The sequence below is a fragment of the Brevibacillus sp. AY1 genome (assembly GCF_029870785.1).
GTDB lineage: Bacteria > Bacillota > Bacilli > Brevibacillales > Brevibacillaceae > Brevibacillus > Brevibacillus invocatus.
In genome coordinates, this window is sequence record NZ_JAFLPN010000009.1 from 1 (window position 1) to 18,211 (window position 18,211).

The 18,211-nt window shown below is 50.6% G+C and carries 14 protein-coding genes; 8 read left to right on the top strand and 6 right to left on the bottom strand.

Features of this window, described 5'->3' with window-relative positions; translation table 11 throughout:
* Positions 1 to 198 precede the first annotated feature (198 nt).
* Complete coding sequence (locus JZI27_RS10000; RefSeq protein ID WP_280207432.1) at positions 199 to 756, top strand: MATE family efflux transporter; 558 nt, start codon at positions 199 to 201, stop codon at positions 754 to 756.
* Complete coding sequence (locus tag JZI27_RS10005; RefSeq protein WP_122908087.1) at positions 753 to 974, top strand: hypothetical protein; 222 nt, start codon at positions 753 to 755, stop codon at positions 972 to 974. Before JZI27_RS10000 ends, JZI27_RS10005 begins: the two co-directional genes overlap by 4 nt.
* Before the next feature lie 461 nt (positions 975 to 1,435).
* On the opposite strand, the gene JZI27_RS10010 is transcribed toward JZI27_RS10005, so the two are convergent.
* Together JZI27_RS10010 and JZI27_RS10015 are read right to left on the bottom strand one after the other, a co-directional pair.
* Positions 1,436 to 1,591 carry a hypothetical protein gene (locus tag JZI27_RS10010; protein WP_280207433.1) on the bottom strand — a complete coding sequence of 52 codons (156 nt, stop codon included), beginning with the start codon at positions 1,589 to 1,591 and terminating at the stop codon, positions 1,436 to 1,438.
* Between the two features lie 60 nt (positions 1,592 to 1,651).
* Entirely contained in the window at positions 1,652 to 1,792 is a 141-nt protein-coding gene (locus JZI27_RS10015; protein WP_280207434.1) for a response regulator, read from the bottom strand.
* A 225-nt stretch (positions 1,793 to 2,017) separates the two neighbouring features.
* Here JZI27_RS10015 and JZI27_RS10020 point away from each other — a divergent pair, with 225 nt between their 5' ends.
* A complete protein-coding gene (locus JZI27_RS10020; RefSeq protein WP_280207435.1) occupies positions 2,018 to 3,157 on the top strand; it encodes a nitric oxide synthase oxygenase in 1,140 nt (379 codons plus the stop codon).
* Between the two features lie 113 nt (positions 3,158 to 3,270).
* A complete protein-coding gene (locus JZI27_RS10025; protein WP_280207436.1) occupies positions 3,271 to 4,497 on the top strand; it encodes an RNA polymerase sigma factor in 1,227 nt (408 codons plus the stop codon).
* A gap of 70 nt (positions 4,498 to 4,567) precedes the next feature.
* Here JZI27_RS10025 and JZI27_RS10030 read toward each other — a convergent pair whose 3' ends face one another.
* The 4 genes from JZI27_RS10030 to JZI27_RS10045 all read right to left on the bottom strand — a co-directional run bounded on the left by JZI27_RS10030 (position 4,568) and on the right by JZI27_RS10045 (position 9,176).
* A complete protein-coding gene (locus JZI27_RS10030; protein WP_280207437.1) occupies positions 4,568 to 6,172 on the bottom strand; it encodes a family 10 glycosylhydrolase in 1,605 nt (534 codons plus the stop codon).
* 93 nt (positions 6,173 to 6,265) lie between these two features.
* Entirely contained in the window at positions 6,266 to 8,080 is a 1,815-nt protein-coding gene (locus tag JZI27_RS10035; RefSeq protein ID WP_280207438.1) for an SH3 domain-containing protein, read from the bottom strand.
* A 14-nt stretch (positions 8,081 to 8,094) separates the two neighbouring features.
* Positions 8,095 to 9,030: a C1 domain-containing protein gene (locus JZI27_RS10040; RefSeq protein ID WP_280207439.1), complete on the bottom strand. Its 936-nt coding sequence runs from the start codon at positions 9,028 to 9,030 to the stop codon at positions 8,095 to 8,097.
* On the bottom strand, positions 9,027 to 9,176 hold the full coding sequence (locus tag JZI27_RS10045; RefSeq protein ID WP_183184845.1) for a hypothetical protein: 150 nt from the start codon (positions 9,174 to 9,176) through the stop codon (positions 9,027 to 9,029). Before JZI27_RS10045 ends, JZI27_RS10040 begins: the two co-directional genes overlap by 4 nt.
* A gap of 203 nt (positions 9,177 to 9,379) precedes the next feature.
* Here JZI27_RS10045 and JZI27_RS10050 point away from each other — a divergent pair, with 203 nt between their 5' ends.
* Genes JZI27_RS10050 through JZI27_RS10065 form a run of 4 tightly spaced genes read left to right on the top strand, consistent with a single transcriptional unit; the run spans position 9,380 to position 18,210 of the window.
* Positions 9,380 to 11,170, top strand: a complete 1,791-nt coding sequence (locus tag JZI27_RS10050) for a vWA domain-containing protein (protein ID WP_280207440.1) — start codon at positions 9,380 to 9,382, stop codon at positions 11,168 to 11,170.
* Between the two features lie 13 nt (positions 11,171 to 11,183).
* A complete protein-coding gene (locus JZI27_RS10055; protein WP_280207441.1) occupies positions 11,184 to 14,549 on the top strand; it encodes a tubulin-like doman-containing protein in 3,366 nt (1,121 codons plus the stop codon).
* A gap of 42 nt (positions 14,550 to 14,591) precedes the next feature.
* A complete protein-coding gene (locus tag JZI27_RS10060; RefSeq protein ID WP_280207442.1) occupies positions 14,592 to 16,943 on the top strand; it encodes a hypothetical protein in 2,352 nt (783 codons plus the stop codon).
* Positions 16,924 to 18,210 (top strand): vWA domain-containing protein, encoded by a 1,287-nt coding sequence (locus JZI27_RS10065; protein WP_122908080.1) that lies wholly within the window; start codon positions 16,924 to 16,926, stop codon positions 18,208 to 18,210. The genes JZI27_RS10060 and JZI27_RS10065 overlap by 20 nt, the downstream gene beginning before the upstream one ends.
* The last annotated feature ends 1 nt before the right edge of the window (position 18,211 follow it).

Below are 18,211 nucleotides of genomic sequence, written 5' to 3' on the forward strand. Positions count from 1 at the left end.
ATGGATACGAGTACAAACTTTCGGATATCCTCTAACGCAAAAAGGCCCAGAGCTTCGCTCTGGGTTTTCTTATGAAAAAGAATTGAGGATATCCACTATTTTCCATTAAGATAGAGAGGTCAGTAGCTACGATTCGATGTGGGAGGTATCTATGGAAACGGAAAAAATGCACCTGGCATGTGAAGTGGTGACAAAGGAATGGAAAGTAGTGGGGATGAGCATCACAGCCCCAGTGATTCAAAAACGCCTTTCTACTTTTTGTTGATCAATACGATCCTCAATATGCTCCTGCTGCCTGTCTTCATTTTTGGATGGGGCGGCGTACCTGCCTTCGGGTTGTATGGAGCCGCATATGCATCCGTAGTATCCGGTATTTTTACATGCGTATTCTTACTCGGGTATTTGTACCAAAGGAATCATGTCCTAAAGGTGGATCGCATGGTGTTGAAGCATTGCAGGCTAAATGGCGAGATATTAAAGACATTGCTTCGACTAGCCATTCCCACAAGCATCAGCATGGTGTCCCTCGCGATGTCAGAGATAGCGGTGATCACGTTCGTCAATGAGTACGGGTCGAATGCGACAGCAGCCTACGGAATCGTCAACCAGATCGCAAGCTATGTGCAAATTCCTGCGATGAGCATTTCCATTGCCATTTCTGTGTTCGTGGCGCAGTTTATCGGCTCTCAGAAAACGGCTCAGATTCGGTATGCGACCAAGACCGGGATATGGCACAGGCGATTTCAGCGACGATGAGAGCGTCGGGTACGGTCATGTGGCCCACGATATTCACGATTTCGTGTATTTGGTTGATCCAGGTGCCGGTGGCTTACTCGTTGTCTCATTTTACAGAGCTCGGCATCCAAGGAGTGTGGGTGACGTATCCCGTCGCTTTTCTGGTGAACTTCTTAGCCCAGTCTATTTATTACCGCTTTTACTGGAAAAAGAAAACGTTGCAGGCGCTGCTTCAATAAATCATAAAGACCCAGAGTGCTTAAGCTCCGGGTCTTCTCGTATAGATGATCGTCACTTCATAGCTTCGAAGGCAAGATCGACTTGCCCCCCGAGCTCATCCCAAAACCGTGAGATGTTGGGCTGGGTGTCGCCGATGATGCCCTCGCGATTCAAGGCGTAAACGATGACATGTGCGATCTCCCTTGCGATCGCTTGGTATGTACCATACCATGATCGCGATGCAGGGTACTATTGCGGCATGAGGGCCGAGAATGTGCTCGTCCCGGTATTTTTCGCGCAAATTTATTGATAATAATTATCAATTTCAGTAAATTAAGCTATAGACAAGTTGGAAATGCGGTCTTCTTAAGCGAGGTGTTTTTCATGATGACTTTGGAAAAGATGCAGACTTTTCTGGTGCTTATCCTGCAGCTGGAGCAGTTTTTTGATACCAAGCTGTTTACCCACTCAGGGAAACAGGTCAGATAATTTCATCGCCGATGCTCACCTGGTAGTTTTTCGTGTTCACGTGCAGATCCTTGAAGCGCAAGGTGTGTTCCCTGAAGTCACCGACCGTTCGCCGAACGAGAGCTTCCAGACGCAAAAGCAGCTCCTCCCGATGAAAGGGCTTGATCAAATAATCGTCGGCCCCTTTTTAAAAGCCGTGAATCTTGTCATCGATGCCTGTCCTTAGCTGTCAACAGGCGAAAATATTTTGCGATGCTAAAAACAACCCCTCCTCACCATCGAAGGCCTGTGTGGTTTCAAACATGACCGGCGCTGTTTGGCGGATGGTTTCGGAAAGATGTTGATCGTCTTCTATGATCAGGAGCTTCATGGGCAACACCTCTGTTGAAAAAATACCAGGTATGTATGTCACTACTATGTCCAAAAGGAGAAAAAGCGTACCTTTGGCCCCTTTTCTTTTCTGACAGAACTGTGAAGAAAGGCGTAGGTGATTGGTATTTGCATAGGAGGAAACTTATAATGAGGAGGATGCGTGATAGGAATGGAATCCGCTGTAGAGCCTTCTCTTAGAGGGAGAGCGGGAAAAGAGGGTAGGATGGACGATCAACAACGAATGGAAGCGGCAGAACGCTTTATTCAAACCTGCTACAAGGAACTGGGTAAAACCCCACAAGAGACAGAAGAGCGACTGCAAGCAATCAGAGAGTCTTTTGCCGCACAGGGCTTTTATGTACATACAGAAGAAGAACTCAGACACGGGGCGAAAATGGCGTGGCGCAACAGCAACCGGTGTATCGGCCGCCTTTTTTGGGAGTCGCTGCAGGTGTTTGACGAACGCCATGTGAAAAGTGAAGAGGAGATGGCACAAGCGCTGTTTCGCCACATCGAGTACGCGACCAATGACGGGAAAATACGACCGTCTATCACCATCTTTGCGCCTGCGGCAGGGGAAGGACCCCGCCCGCGCATTTGGAACCATCAATTGATCCGGTATGCGGGCTATGAGACAGAGCATGGGGTGCTGGGAGACCCTGTATCGATCGAGTTTACCCGACTTTGCGAGAAGCTGGGCTGGCAAGGGGAGCGGACGCGTTTTGATATCTTGCCGCTGGTCTTGCAAATGGGAGAGAAAACACCGCGTTATTTTGATATCCCCAAGCAATTGGTCTTGGAGGTTATGCTGCGGCACCCGGATTATCCGGCGTTTTCCGATCTTCATTTGAAATGGTACGGGGTCCCGATCGTCTCTGACATGCGTTTGGAGATTGGCGGTATCGATTATTTGGCAGCCCCGTTCAACGGCTGGTACATGGGAACCGAGATCGGTGCTAGAAATCTGGCCGATCAGGATCGTTACAATATGCTGCCCAAAATGGCCCAGATCATGGGGCTGGACACCAGTCGGGAAATCACGCTGTGGAAGGATAAGGCGCTGATCGAGTTGAATATCGCGGTTCTCCACTCTTTTAAAGAGGCTGGCGTGTCGATTGTGGATCACCATACAGCGAGTCAGCAGTTCCAGCGCTTTGAGCAGCGGGAAAAGAATGAGGGCAGGGAAATGACCGGAGATTGGACATGGTTGATCCCGCCTATCTCGCCTGCAGCTACGCATATTTTCCACAGTGCCTATGACAACCGTATGGAATCGCCCAACTTTTTTTATCAGGACAAGCCTGGTACTGCGGCATGTCCAAGTCATGTAAAGGGGCTGACTTGCCCTATGCATGAGCAGTAAATGACAATGACTACACCTGAGAGTGCCCTCTACGAAGGGCATTTTCTTTTTTCTTGGACTTTGTCACATATAGGATACCCTGCAACGTTATACCAGTTGAAAGGAGGGAGAGCGTGGACAGCAAAGCGATGGAAGCAGAGGATGCTGCACAGGAAGTCTTCATCAAGGCTTATCGCAATCTTAAAAAATACAATCGAATGATACCATTTGCAGCCTGGCTCTACAAAATTGCCTTTAACCATTGTATGGATCTGATTCGCAAAAGAAAGTGGAGTCGGCTGCTTCCCTTCCTGCAAGGTGTGGAACGAGGGGAGTCTCAGATTGATCAGCATATTGAGGACGTGTATTTTAGCGAGCCAGTATACCTTGCGATGACTTCACTTTCGGTGGAGGAACGTACCCTGCTGATCCTGCGAGGAGTAGAAGAAAAAACCTACGAAGAAATAGCCCTCATCATGAACAAGAATGCGGCCAGCCTGCGCAAAAAATTCGAACGCACAGCAGCCAAATTCAGATACGCGTATTCTCCTCAAGAGAAGGGAGGGGCGAAGCATGCGGAAACAGTCGGTTTGCTCGCTAGTGTTACTACGGCCTATGCCGCTGTCGAGTACTTTCAATTGAAAAATGAAAAGGGTGAGGTCATTTATCAGGAAAAGGATGCAACAGAAGCGCCGAACACGATCATCCAAGACCCGGATGGTACGATGCTGGCCTTTATGCAAAAAAGGGCAGAAGTCGAAGAGCAAATGGCTCCTGGAACAGTGGCTGCCGTCTACATCAAGGAGCATAATCCAAAGAAAAGCGTCGACACGATTATAAAGCCGTTTGAATTTGCCAAGCTGGAAGACATGCAACAGGAGGTTGGTGGACAATTTGAGATCCCCCAGGAGCTTCCGGGCGGGTTTGCGTTTGCCGCTGGAAGCGTAGAGTATGAGGTAGATCGCGATTACGACAAAGAAGAGCTGTATAAGCTGGCGGAAGCGACCGATCAGGATTTTGTGCAGCAGCCCTTGCGGTGGACTGATCAGCTGAGCCATATCACGGTCACGTACACGGCAGGAGAAGAATCGATACGGGTAGCCATCACCAATATCGAGGGTGTAGCGGATAATATGGTTTATTACGTCAATCAGGATCAAAGAAAAACGGAGAAAGTGGTTGTCGACCAGATCGAAGCCCTCTATGCAGAGCAGCCGATGAGGGAGACTGTGCTGAAAGATATCGTGTGGGTGACAGAGCATACGGGAGCCAAGCTGGAGTACCGGATTTCTACCCAATCACCGAATTGGGATGTTGAGGCAGCCAAGAAGATGATGAAAGTGTTCCAGACGAGTAAATAACGAATTAGCCCCGCAAACCTGATGCAGAGTGAGCTGTCCTCTGCTTCCAGGTAGCGGGGCTTTTCGGTTCCTAGCGGGTCAAGTAGTAGCTCCGAAGCTCTTGAATCAAGCCGAGTGGATTTTTGCGCAAATCCTTGGCGCTGAAGAAGATGCTTCCCTTTACTTCCGGATGCAAGGTGTTGTAATTCAGTTGATTGATGATCTCCTGCGCATTTTGCCAGCCTGCTTCATTGGTGCCCAGCTTGTACGGGGCGTGGCCGATGTACAGGGTCACATCCGTGCCTCGCACTTCATTGGACCACCAGGTCACGAGCTTGTCGTACTGGGCTGGAGCAAAAGACAGGCTCCAATAGATTTGCGGTGTCACGTAATCGATCCAGCCATGCTGAATCCAGGTGCGTACGTCCGCATGCATGTGGTCGTAGGCGGTGACTCCCGCTTTGGTATCCGAACCGCTCGAATCGTTGGCGATGTTGCGCCATACGCCGAACGGACTGATGCCGAACTGAACCTGTGGCTTCACGCTCTTGATCGACTGATCCAGCTGCTGTACGAACTGATTGATATTGTAGCGTCGCCATTCGGCTTTGTCTCCGAAGCCGTTACCGTAAGCACCAAAGGTCGCATCATCAGGAAAGGTGCCATTGGATGGATAGAAGTAATCGTCCAGATGAACGCCGTCAATATCGTAACGATTCACAACCTCCATAATGGTGGCAATAATGTGTTGACGCGCTTCCGGAATACCCGGATTGATGTACAGCTTGTTGCTGGAATTGACGATCCACTGCGGATACTTTTTCACCACGCTGTTGGCTGCTAGTATGTCGGTTTTGGCTTCTGTCGTTGCACGGAACGGGTTGAACCAGGCGTGGAACTGCATGCCGCGTCTGTGGGTCTCCTCAATCATGAAAGCAACCGGGTCATATCCCGGGTCTTTTCCTTGTGTTCCAGTCAGGTATTTGCTCCAGGGAACGAGACTGGATGGATACAGGGCATCGCCGGCAGGTCGCACCTGTACAAAGACGGCATTCATGCCCATATCCTGCAGTTCGTCCAGCATTTTCACGTATTCCTGCTTTTGTTTTTCTTGATTCCCATAAGAACCGGCAGAAGGCCAGTCGAGATTGTACACGGTGGACACCCATACGCCTCTCAGTGTGCTCGGGTTATGAGGCTGTGGCTGGGTGATCACATCCTGAGGAATGGGTTCAGGCTGCTGCACTGCGACATCGCCAGTCAACAAGGTAATCGTGCGAGTGGACTGATTCCAGTTTACCTGCAAGCCGAGCTGTTCCGAGACAAAACGAAGCGGAACCATCGTTCTGCCCGCTCTGTTTTCTACAGAAGCATCCAGCGGCATTTGACCGTTGTTTACCCATGCGAATTTTTGATTCATGGTCATGGAGAGCACGGTATCATCCTTGATGATGGTAGCGGTCTGGGATTGTCCATCCCAGTAGACTTCCGCCCCCAGGCTTTCACTGATTACCCGCAGGGGAACCATCGTCACGTTCACCTTTGGAATGATGTACGGGGAGACATCGCTATGTACCTGTTGTCCATCTAAGAAGATGCTGATCACAGGAGAGCTTTGTGCCTGTGCTGGGGCGCCAATAGCCGAAACACAAAGCACGAACAACAGTAAAAAGGTTAAACACTTCCGCCATTTCATTTGTGTGAATCCTCCAACACGTTAGTTTTGCGCTAAAACTCTTAATAAGCGTTAGACGTTTATTATAGCGCTTTGTTTCGCGAGATTGGGAGATTATTGGCTATTTGGAGGCAAAGAGCGAATCCAGCCTTCAGATCCTCCGTAATGAATCAGCTGCCAGCCGCTCTGACTGGAGATGACTTGATAGCTTCCTTCGATTACCTGACCGATCATGGCATGTTCTTCGCCTGGTCCTGCGTATACATCAAACGTGCGCCCGCTAGGGATGCTGGCAGGGATGTCGGCAGGAATATCAGCGGGCTTTTCGCTGGCAGCAGGGGTGTCTGGTATCTGGTCAGTTTCGGTTTGTTCAGTCGGCCATTCTTCCTGTTCGCTCGTTTCCTCTTGCGTTTCATCCGAATCCACCAGGTAATCCGCCCATTTTTCCTTGTACTCGAGTCCTGAATCCTTCAGTACGAAGTGCGCGATTTCCCGCTCACCTTCACCGACGGGGTTTTTCACAAGGATCTGGTCGGTGCTTTGCGCTTCCCAGCCATCTGCTTCCAATTGCCAGCGCTTGACGAAAGTCGCCCGGGACAGGTCGGGAACAAGGCCGAGATAGGAGTAGGCGCGCTCTTTACCCGCAGATTCCGCGACGAGGACAGGATATTCTTTGGAGCCAAGCATCTCCGACAGCGAGAAAATGACGGATTGACGATCCAGCGACAGAGCTTGATCCAGCTTGATCGTGGAGCCATCCTCCATACTCGCCGCCATGTAGAGATGTCCGTCGGTTTCATCCCATCCGATGGCATATGCTTGCGCTCCCCACAGCTCCTTGCCGGTCATGAGCGTTTGGAGCGTCTTGTCCGGAAATTGAGCCTGCAGCAATCGTCCAGGATCATAGGAAGTCCAGCGCTTCTCCAATTCGGACAGCTGCTCGGTGATATCCTCCAGACGGCTTAACTCCTGGAACAGCTCGATTGCTTTTTCAAAATGGTTCGTTTTTACATATTGTTCAGCCTTGCGATATTGCTCTCTCAGATGCTTTTCGATCATTTCCACCACTTCCGATTGGGAAGGGAGGAAGCTTTTCAGCTCCAGGTAAGCTTTCGCGCGAGTGACGAATTCACCCAGATCCTGCTGGCGGATGGTCTGATTGATTTCCTCTTTGGCATATCGCTCAAGCAGGGTAATTAGCCAATCTGTAGGAAAGTTCGCCTTGGCATATTCGCTGCGGCTGTTCGCAAAGCTCGTGATGACCTCGAAAAAGGTACCGTCAGCAGCCAAATCACGCAGCTTGGTTCGCTCGTAGCGCAGGAAGAGCACTTCCAGCTCCGCCTGTTTTTTATCCTTGCCCCCGTAATATTCGTCTGGGATTGTCGCCAGCGTATGGATAAACGAATGATTTTTATACTGTTTCTGGTCCAGATTGGCTTGCAGCTGCCCCTTGGCGTCTTTCATCGCTTGCTGATAGTACTGACCGAGTTGATTTTCAATGGCAAGGCGCTGAGCGATCTGATGGAAAAAGGAAGCAACCTGATTGTCGTTCTTTGCCGCTTGTTGTTTTAAGGATTGATAGCTTTGGTAGGCTGCCCGAGCTTGATCCGGATCGTTCTGTTGAATAGCGAATTGTACATCCCGAGCCAGGGATTCTAGCTCCAGCCGTACGGGAGTTAGTCGGGACAACAGGGCACTCCACGGTTCTTCTTCATAATGAATGGCAGAAATCTCACTTGCCTTTGCATAGGTTTCCTCAGCCAACAACAGGTTTTGAGACTCGTAATGGTCCTTGGCCTGCGCCATCAGCAACGATTTTTGATAGCTCTGCACGATCTTGACGCAAACACCGATCAGAGCAATGGCGACGAGCACGAGCAGAAGATTTCGGACCCACAGCGACTTTTGATAGGGAGAGATGATTTTCATAGCAAGAACCTCCTTCACAAAACGCTATTGAAGTCGGGATCAAAGGAGTAGTGCGTCTCAATTCGCCTTTTGGTCTCCTCTTCCAAACGCTCCCAGCCTGGCTGGCGATGATTGCTTACCATCCTGGCGAGACGAAGCAGGCGCTCCCGTGGCAAATAGTCGATGAATTCGATGATGAGGTCCTGGAACTCTTCCGCATAAGCACTCATCCTCAGGGCAGCTCCTGCCACCTGGCCGATCAGCTGTTCACCGTTTTCGTGCAGAAGGATGCGGCTTTTGTAACGACTGACGTAGGTGAGCACGGATCGTTTGACCAGCTCGGGCTTTACTTTGATCACTTCGCGCAAATACTCGACGAAATCCTTATCGTAGGTGGAGGGAATGAGAGAATCCAGCTCCAGCTCCATGTCTTTGCGCAGAATGAAGTGGTTCAAATACATGATTTTGCGGATTTTGATCGTATCGGAATGCAGGAAGTGGCTCATTTCCCGAATCTTTTCATAAGCGTCCTTGAAGCGCTCTGCCTTTACATCGGCACCGATATCCTCCTGCTGCTTCAGCAAGGATTTCTTGATGTTCTCGGTCTCTTGCGTCAAATAACGGAGGAAGTCCCGATTTTTTTCATAGATTCCGTACTTTTTTTGCAAGACAAAAAAGAACGCGGATAAAACGATGCCTCCGCCAATGGAAACACCAATCTGCAGCAGTGTGTCTGCGCTAAGAATCGCTAGACAAACAAACAGCGCGAGCAACAGGAATCGGGTCTGCACGTAGCGCCTGGTTACTTTGGCTGATATCTCGCGAACGGGCTGATACTCTCGCCCGCAAACGCTGCATTCTGTCTCCCAGAGCACGTGGTAGGTGTGGCAGTGCCTGCAGGCTTTCAAACGTTCGAAGACGTGTGCGGTCTTATGCGTTTTGCGAAACTGGACGCCAATTCGTTTCTTCATGGTAGTTCCTTCTTCCTGTTCAACAGATCGTGAAGATGCTGATCAATCTGTTGTTCGGAGGGATTCTGACGCTTCCATTTCAATAGCTTCAGCAAGCGAAAAACCAGTAGTAGCACAGCTGCGGACAGAAGAAAGTAGGTTAGCATAAATTTCCTCCATCAAGTTCTTGTCGAATTTTGCAACAAAAGGCCTACCCGTATCGTAATACGTAATAGGGAGGTAAAAATAGCTTTTTTTCTACTAGGGCTCCTCAATATAGTGGTAATATTGTCATAATGCTCCTTTATTTGCAACGATTCTCAACAATTGGCAAGAGAGGTCAAAGAAAAAACAGTGGAGGGGTTCACAGATGATCCGACTCAGTAAGCTGGTTCGAAATCTGTTATGTGTGGCGCTTCTGCTGGGTTCTGTAATGACAGGCGCGAACCTGGTTTTTGCCGGGACCAGTGGAAGTAATATGGATGCTGTATTGGTCGTAGACGTCAGCAACTCCATGAGCCAGAGTGATAAAAACAAAGTAAGCAACGAAGCGATGAAAATGTTCGTCGACATGACGTCGATACAGGCGAACAAAATCGGAATTATCTCTTATACGGATAAAATTGAACGGGAAAAGGCCATGATTCAGGTCAATTCCGAGCAAGACAAGAACGAGATCAAGGCGTTTATCGACAGCCTGCAAAAAGGGGCATACACCGATATCTCTGTCGGGGTAAAAGAAGCAGTGAAAATTCTGGATGCCGGACGTGATCCCGCCAACTCCCCGATCATCGTTCTTTTGGCAGACGGAAACAACTACCTGAATGAAGCATCCAACCGTACACAAGCGATGTCAGACCAGGATTTGCAAGACTCCATTCAGCAAGCGAAAAGCAAGGGGTATCCGATCTACACGATTGGGCTCAATGCAGACGGACAATTGAATCGCACGACGCTGGAGCAAATCGCCAGGGAGACGAACGGAAAATTCTTCGAGACGAGCACAGCAGACAATCTGCCGCAAATATTGAGCGAAATTTTTGCCAACCATCTGAAGCTGAAGGTGGTTCCAATCACGAACTTTACGTCCAACGGCCAGATCCAGGACGTAGCGATTCCCATTCCGAACGCCAATGTGATGGAAGCCAATATTTCGATCATGTCGCAAAAATCGGTTGAAGTAAAATTGTTTGATCCTTCGGGCAAGGAGATACATATTCCGTCCGATCAGGTTCGCTTCTCCCGTTCCAGTGCGTATTCGATGATCAAAATCGTCAAGCCGCAGCAGGGTGAGTGGAATCTGCAGGTAAAAGGGGTACCGCAGGACAAGATCGACATCAACATGATATTCAACTATGATCTGCAATTAGAGATGGAGCCGATCGCGAGTAACGCATTTAAAGCCGGGGACGTCATTCCTGTCAAAGCCGCACTCGCCAGCAACGGACAAAAGGTCGCGAGCCCAGAGCTGTACAACCAGATGAAGGCGACGCTGCTGATCAACGACCTTACCGATCAAAAGACGAGCGAAGTGGAAATCACGAACACGGGTAGCGGTTTTGAAGGCAGCTTTACGATTCCAGCCGACCACAAATACGAAATCAGAATCAAGGCTGAGGATACCAGCTTTTATCGCGAAACACCGCCAGTGACTGTCGATGCGTCATCCGCTGCCGGTGGGGCAACTACGCCGACACCGCCGCCAGCCGGGGATTCGGCAGCGACAGAGGAACCGTTCCCTTGGCTCACTGTCGTCATCATCGCACTCATTGTGATCTTACTGGTCGCGCTGGCTCTCTATCTGCTCTCCATTTGGCGCAAAGCGAACAAGGGGTTCATCGGACAGATTGCCATCGAGATTGTAGATGAGGACACAGGGGATAAATCCAACCCGCAATACAAGAAGCTGAACGCATTTAAAGGAAAAGTGAAGCTTCACCAGCTCCTGCAGCTGGCTCCAGAATTCCAGGAAACCGACAAAGTGGTGTTCCTGCCAGGGAAAAACGATACGCTGATCATCGAAAATCGCTCCTCCTGCCGCATCGAAAAGGGTGGAAGGGTGCTGGATGTCAGCAAAGGCAAGGAATTGAAGAAAAACGACAGAATCAAGATTTCGCTGTCGAGCGTGAACAAATCCGTTTTTGTAGACTACATCGTCTAGGGGTGGATCTAATATGAAAGCAGTCGTAAGAGAACATATTCAGCAATTGGACGTATCATTGGGCGGAGGCATCGTCAGTGACAAGATTCGTGTAGACACCATCGACAACCCGATGCTCGTAATCGGTTTGGGTGGAACGGGGATCGATGCTTTGCTTCGCTTGAAATATCAGGTAAACCGCCGCTTTAAGCTGCCGGTGGATTCTCTATCTAAAAAGCGCAAAGAAAAGCCGGACAATATCGAATTCATCGCTTTTGAAACCAATGAACATGACCGCAACAAAAAATACAAGGGCATCGGGCTTGATCCGGTCACGGAATTCGTCCTGCTCTCCAACCCGGAGATCGGCGGGGTTTTGCAAAACCGCAGTATCCTGGAGCCGTATATCACCGATTGGCTGTCTCCGGAGCTGACGATTACAGACGGGATCAGCGGAGCGTCAGGTGTGCGTCAGGCAGGCCGCTTGCTTCTGTTTACCAAAATCACGCAGGTCGTTCAAACGATTGAGAAAAAGATTAAAATGCTCACCGAAGGCACGAACAAAAAGCTGACTGTGTTCCTGCTGAGCGGACTTTCCGGCGGTACGGGCAGCGGCTGCTTCCTGGATATTTCGTATATCGTACGCGGAATTCTGGAGCGCGACTTCGGCAGTGGCGGCGTAGACAAGGTCAACATGCTGGGCTATCTGTTCACGCCGGATGTGAACCTGTCCAATAAGAGCCTGAGCTCCCATACTCGCGACTACATCATGAAAAACGGCTATGCGGCACTCAAAGAGCTGGATTACTGGATGAACGCTGACGAACGTATGGAGCGCTTCAAGCAGCAGTACGGCAATGTGCTGAATGTGCAATCGCCGATGCCGCCATTCAACCTGTGCCATCTGATCTCCGCGACCAATCTGGAAGGAAAGGCGCTGGAGAATGCCTACGATTACTGCATGAACGTGACGGCAGAGAACATCACGAACTTCATGGCGAGCGAGGAAAAGCGCTCCGGCGAAGAGTTCGCGATTCACGACTACATCAGCAATATCCGCACCAACATCAACCAAATGCCAAAAGCGTATGCGGCCAATTATCAGTACAACGTGATCGGCGCCTCCTCTGCGGTGCTGCCGATTGAAGAAATGACGACGTATCTGGCATATCGTCTGTTTAAGAAGATGGAGAAAATGTTCGCGGTCGCCCCTACTCAGGAGGATGCGGAGAAATTCGCACGCAAGCTGGGTATCGACATCGACTCGATCGCTCGCAAATTCGAGTCGCGCGTTCCAGAACCATTGCCAGGCTTTGAGAACAGCGAACGTTTGAACTACAGCAATGTGATCAGCCAGCAGGTGGTCAGCATCGATCACGAGCTGGAGCAGGGTTACCTGGCGAAAGCACGCGAGGAATACATCAAGTGCAAGAAGCAGACCCCGGGCGAATTGATCGAGACATTCCGTGAGATGATGACCCGTGTCTTCCTGCATCCACAGCAAGGACCGTTTTACGCATCGCGTCTGATCCACTCGGATAAAGGCTTTTGCCTGCTGAAAATGATCCTGTCTTACGTGGAGAGCATCAAAGCCAATCTGGAGAGCTTCCCGCGCGAGATCGAAGGTGCGCGCGAAAACGCGATTGAAAAGCTGGGCGATGCCCGCAGTGCCTTTATTTCCAAGGAAAAGAAGAAAAACATCTATATCGAAGCGAAGATCAACGAATACCAGCTGTTGGCAGACCAGGAAAAGCTGGAGCAGATGATCGAGTTCTACGAAGAGCTGCATCGTGTATTGAATGAAGAAAACAATCGGATCTACAGCGTCTTTACCGAAGTACTGAATGCCCTGAACCAGATCTTTGACAAAAACGGCGACATCTTGGTCAACGCCGAGGAAGAGATGGATCGCACAGGCAACAAGACGTACTACTGGAACATCGTCAGTGTGCCGGATGTCGCCAAAGTGATCGGCAACATTCTGGAGCAAAAGGACGCAGACGACCTGATCCGCGATTTCACCAGCGATCTGTTGAAGCACTCTGATCAATGGGTGAAGGAGCAAGAGCTCGATATCGTCAGCTCCATCTCCGACTTCCTGTCAGATAAATTCGGCGAGCTGATCACCAAATCGATGGAGGAGTTCTTGGTCATCAAATACGGGCAGGAAGAGACGCTGGATCGCATCGTTGAGCGCAAGATTGCCAGCAAGCTGGATGAAGAAGCGATTCCGGTCTTCCACTTGAGCAACAATCTCGGCAATATGCACTTCCCATCCTGGGGCTTTGTATCCGTGCCATTGAAAGCTCCATCGATTTTAAAAGGGATTCGCAACTACCAGGACACTGCGATTAGCGGCTCTCGTTTCACAGTGAAGGAGAGCGAGGTCAAAAACCGCATTTTCTGGCTGAATACGAAAAATGGTATTCCGCTCTTCGTCTACACGCCGCTGAAGGTCTACGAGGAAAGCTACGAGCGTACGATTCTGGATCGGGAAGGGGTTGGCCGCCACCTCGTACAGACGGAGAAGAACAACTGGGCCTACCTGCCGTCGCCGATTCCGGAAAAATCGTGGGGCGATACGTATCAGAACGACCGGATCAAGACGTATAACGCAGAAGTGCGCCGTCTGTTTGACAAGGCTATGCGCTTTGGCAGCATCCGTTCCAAAGGCGAGGACAGCAAAACAAGCAGCCGTTATGAATGCATCGTAACCAAGCCGTATGAAGTTCCAGCGATGGATACCTCCAAAATGAGCCCGGGCGAGCTCAAGCGCCTGTTGGCAGAGCTGAGGGGCTACATGAAGGATGGTCTGGAGCGCGACTTCCAACGCGATATTTTTGGCAGCATCCATGAAGAGATGGCCAAGGAGAACCTGATTCGCTATCCGGAATTGATCCGCCTCGTTCAAATCGAGGTGCGCAAATACGAAGCTATCGAGATGAAGATCCAGGAGCTGGAGCAAATCATAGGCGCGATGCAAGGGGAAGAAGAATTGCTTACCCGCTACATCGAAGCGCTCTACACGAATACGATCAGCAAAAAAGGCGCTTTGTTCGTCTATGACCGGGATGAGGAAGAAGAGGCATGGGAGCCGCTGCTCAACCTGATGAAAGTCAACAAGCATGTCGAGTACGTGGTGTACCAGCAGTTCCGCAGTCTGGACAGCAAAAAGCTGGCGACGTTGCAGCGCAAGGCGGCAAAACGCAGTGATCAGATGACGTCTGCAGAAGATACGCAAATGCTGGTCCAGCGTCTGGAGGAGATCGCGGCTTCCTTCCAATCGGTAAAAAGCGAGCTGGAATACGACAGGGATGAATACGTAAACGGGGAAGAGATGTACGAGTTTTACAAGAAGGTTTGGTCAAAAGTAAACGACATGCGCAAAACTTTGCAATAGCACAAGCGCACATGCACTTTAGATGAAATGGCGGGAAGAAGCATGAGGGAATTGCTGGATCAGTTCGCAACCGAATACGTGATCGATATGGAGAGACAACTGGATAACGGCTTTGGGCAGCGAAACATTCAGAACCCCGTGCTTTTTCTCTTCCTGGGGGATAAAAGTCTGGATGCCCTGCAAGCTGTCTGCCGGATGAACGAACAAAAATGGCACAACAGCGAAGAGGTGCTGTACATCCACGCCTATGAGAAGGAGACGTGGGAGCATCCGTTGGTGCATGGATTTCAACTCCCTGGGCCGGATTCGGATAAACGCAAGATGCGAAGCTCCATGTACGAATGCTTTGCACAGGATGAATCCATCCTGATGGAACTGAACAAAACCATGAAGCAGGCGAGTGTCCGAGTGGCCGAGATGGGTAAACGGTTTACGTCCTTTCAGCAGGTGAACCTCGCTGTCGTGACACGTGCAGACGATCCAGCCAACGTTCTTGTGCCTGAACTGACTCTGGTGCTGAAAAGCTATCTGGCGGAGCTTTTCAAGAACGTATCGATGGATTTATACGTTTTACTGCAGGAGAGAGGCGGCGAGGAATTTGCATTTTCTGCCGCGCTGGGCGTCAGCTTCCTGGAAGAGGTGAACCGCTATCAGCAACGTGATTACAGCTATCACGCCGATCTGCTGGTGACGAGCGACCTGGTTAAACTGCCTGTTGAGCATGATCGCGCTCCTCTCTTTTCACTCGTTTATCTGCTCGGCGACAAAAACGAGCATGGCATGTTTCTCGAAGCAGGCATGCGGGAGAACTACGAGCTGATCAGCCACCTGGTCTTGTTGCACAACAAGGGAGCAGAAGTAAACAGCAGCGACAGCTTTAGCAAGGTACAATTTGTCCGCAACATGACGGGCAGTCGGGAGGAAGCTACCTTTGCTTCCGCAGGCTTGTCCAAAGTCAAGCGACCTACTCACGCCATTGCCTTGACGGTACTGTCAGCGGTTTATGACACCTATTGGGAAAGGCTCAAGCAAGGGGCGATACCTGACAAGTCGAGCGTGCGGGAGCGGCTTGGTTTGATGTCTCACGATCTGCAAAGGCAGATTCGATTGGTGTTTCCGGATGAGACCAAGCGTGATGAAATGGGTGGATTGATGACCTCGGGTGTCAGCTACAAGGAGCTTGCCTCCATGACCCTGCGGGAAGCTGAGCAGGCTCTGTTTGAGGGGAGCAGTCAGATCTTTTTCGATACCAATCTGGTTCGACCTGTCTATCAGCGTCTGGAAGATTTGCTTAGAGAGGAAAGCCTCGCTTCGATTATCCAGGAGGAAATCGTCGGTGATCCTCGCTACGGTCTCTACGCTGCCTATCAGATTACCTCTGAACAAAGCAGCGTAGGGCATCTCTTGAACGAGCTTCGCGTGGGTATTCGGGAAACCAGCCGGGAGTTGGAGCTTGCACGGGCCGAGTTGGAGGAAATCTATCAACAACGCGTAGACCGCCAGGAGATTCGAGTGGGCGGTCTTTTCACCCGAGACAAGGAGCGAGTCAGAGCCTTTGTCCGTCACCTCTTTGATCAGATCTATGGCAAAAAGCTCGAGATTCTGGAGGGGGAAATCATCCTGCGCATCCTGCAGGAGCGGGAGAGGCAGGTAGGAGAGATTCATCGTCAGATCGGACGGCAGATCGAGCAATTGGAGGAGCTGCAAAAGCAGCTTCGTGAGCATGCACAGCGAAGCATTCGGGAAGCTGCCGATTATCTGGGAAAGAACATCGAGGACTATTACGGATCACTGGTGCGTGAGGCGATTGGTGCGATGGAGACACAGCGCGGGGCAGATTTTTATCTGGAGTCCCGGTACATCGGTACGGATTCGCTCCAGCTGTACAACGGAGTAGCTGGATTGATCGAGCGGCTCTGCCGGTTTTGTCGTACGGAGATTCTGCCTCGACCAGCCTTTGCGCTTACGTTTGACGCCGATTTGCTGGCGAGGGCCAATGTAGCGGCGGCGTATGAAAATCGCGCTGTGCTGACGCGCGACGATCTGTTCCGCGACCTTGCTTTTGCTTTGGAAGAGCGGGCAGCGGTCCACATCGAAGTTTTTCATTTCCTGCAAAAGCACAGATACGAGGAAAAATACCTGTTTGCTGACACCAGCAACGACTTCGTCCAGTTCGTTCTTCATCTGGACGAGGGAAATCGATCCTACAAGCAAGGATGCATCCACGAGGATCGAAAAAGCGGTATCGAAAAGCTGAACCTGATGGGCGGATTTGGGATGGAAGATCTCATGTATTATCGCAACAACAAGAAGTACCACACCTCTTATCAGGACAACGGCTTTTCATTCGCCGCCGAGGAAAGGATGAATCGTCATGAGACAAAGAAAGATTAATCTGCTCATGGTATTGTGCAGTCTGGTGGGTGGGGGCATCGGTTATGCGGTAGGAGAAATCCTGCTTGCGAATTTTTCAGGGGAATGGCCGACTTGGCTGTTAATGGGACTTTATTTTGGTCAATACGCATTCTTTGTAGGGCTGATGTGCCTGGTGGCAGAGATGGTTTCGCCCAGGCTCAATGGGCAGGGCTGGAAGCAGCGCTACGTCGGAGCATCCTGGAAAATGCTCGTACCCAGCACGTTTCTCATGATTGGCGTAGTGGCTATGCTCCTGCAGTTTGCTTATGGGGCTACGTTTCAAACCACGAGTGGTTCGGATAACATCGTCATGCTTCTGGATACCTCCGGCAGCATGAAGCGTTCTGACCCGAACAACCAGTTGTTCCCGGCAGCAGGTGACATGGTGCAAAAGATGGAGCAGGGGACAAATGTAGCGGTCATCTCCTTCAACGACCGTTCGGAAGTCGTCCAACCACTGATTCAGCTGGATTCGCAGACTGTGAAGGACGAGGTTGTCCAAAAGCTGCTGCAGCAGGCTGGAACGAGCGGCGGAACGAATATCGAGGAGGCTTTGCGGACAGCGCTGGAACATCTTCAAACCTCGCAAAAATGGAATCACAGTACGATTGTACTGATGTCGGATGGATACAGCCGTGTTGATCTGGAAAGCGCCCTTGCCCCTTTTAAACAAGCAAATATCGTCATTCATACCGTGGGCATGAGCGCTGTGGATGCAGAAGGAACCAATCTGCTGAAACAAATTTCTGCTAATACAGGCGGGAGCTATTTCGATGTCGAGCACGCTGACCAGATCACTGGTGTATTTGGACAGATCATCGAGCTGACGCGTCAGGAGCGCACACTCGTCTCCGACCGCAGCGATGCGACTGAGAGCAGTGCCTTGTACGCGAGCTTGCGGGTCTTGAGCATGGTCATCATCGGCACGCTGATGGGGCTGGCATTGGGCCTGATTTTTGACAATCGGCATCTGGCAAAGAGCTTTATTGTCGGCGGAGCCATTTCCGGGCTGCTCGCGGGTCTGGTGCTTGAATCCGGGTTTTCTTCAGGGGATTGGCCAGAAATGCTGCTTCGCCTCCTGGCAACACTGCTAATGGCTGTGGTGGTTGCGCTCTTTACGCTGCTCATCCCCGTAGCGGTCAATCAAGGCTCGTCGTCTTTTCAAGCGCGGCTATCACGCAGCAAGGCCCTGCCGGTTCGTTCCGGAGATGCCGGAAAACAAAACAGCAAGCGTTTTGATCTGTAGA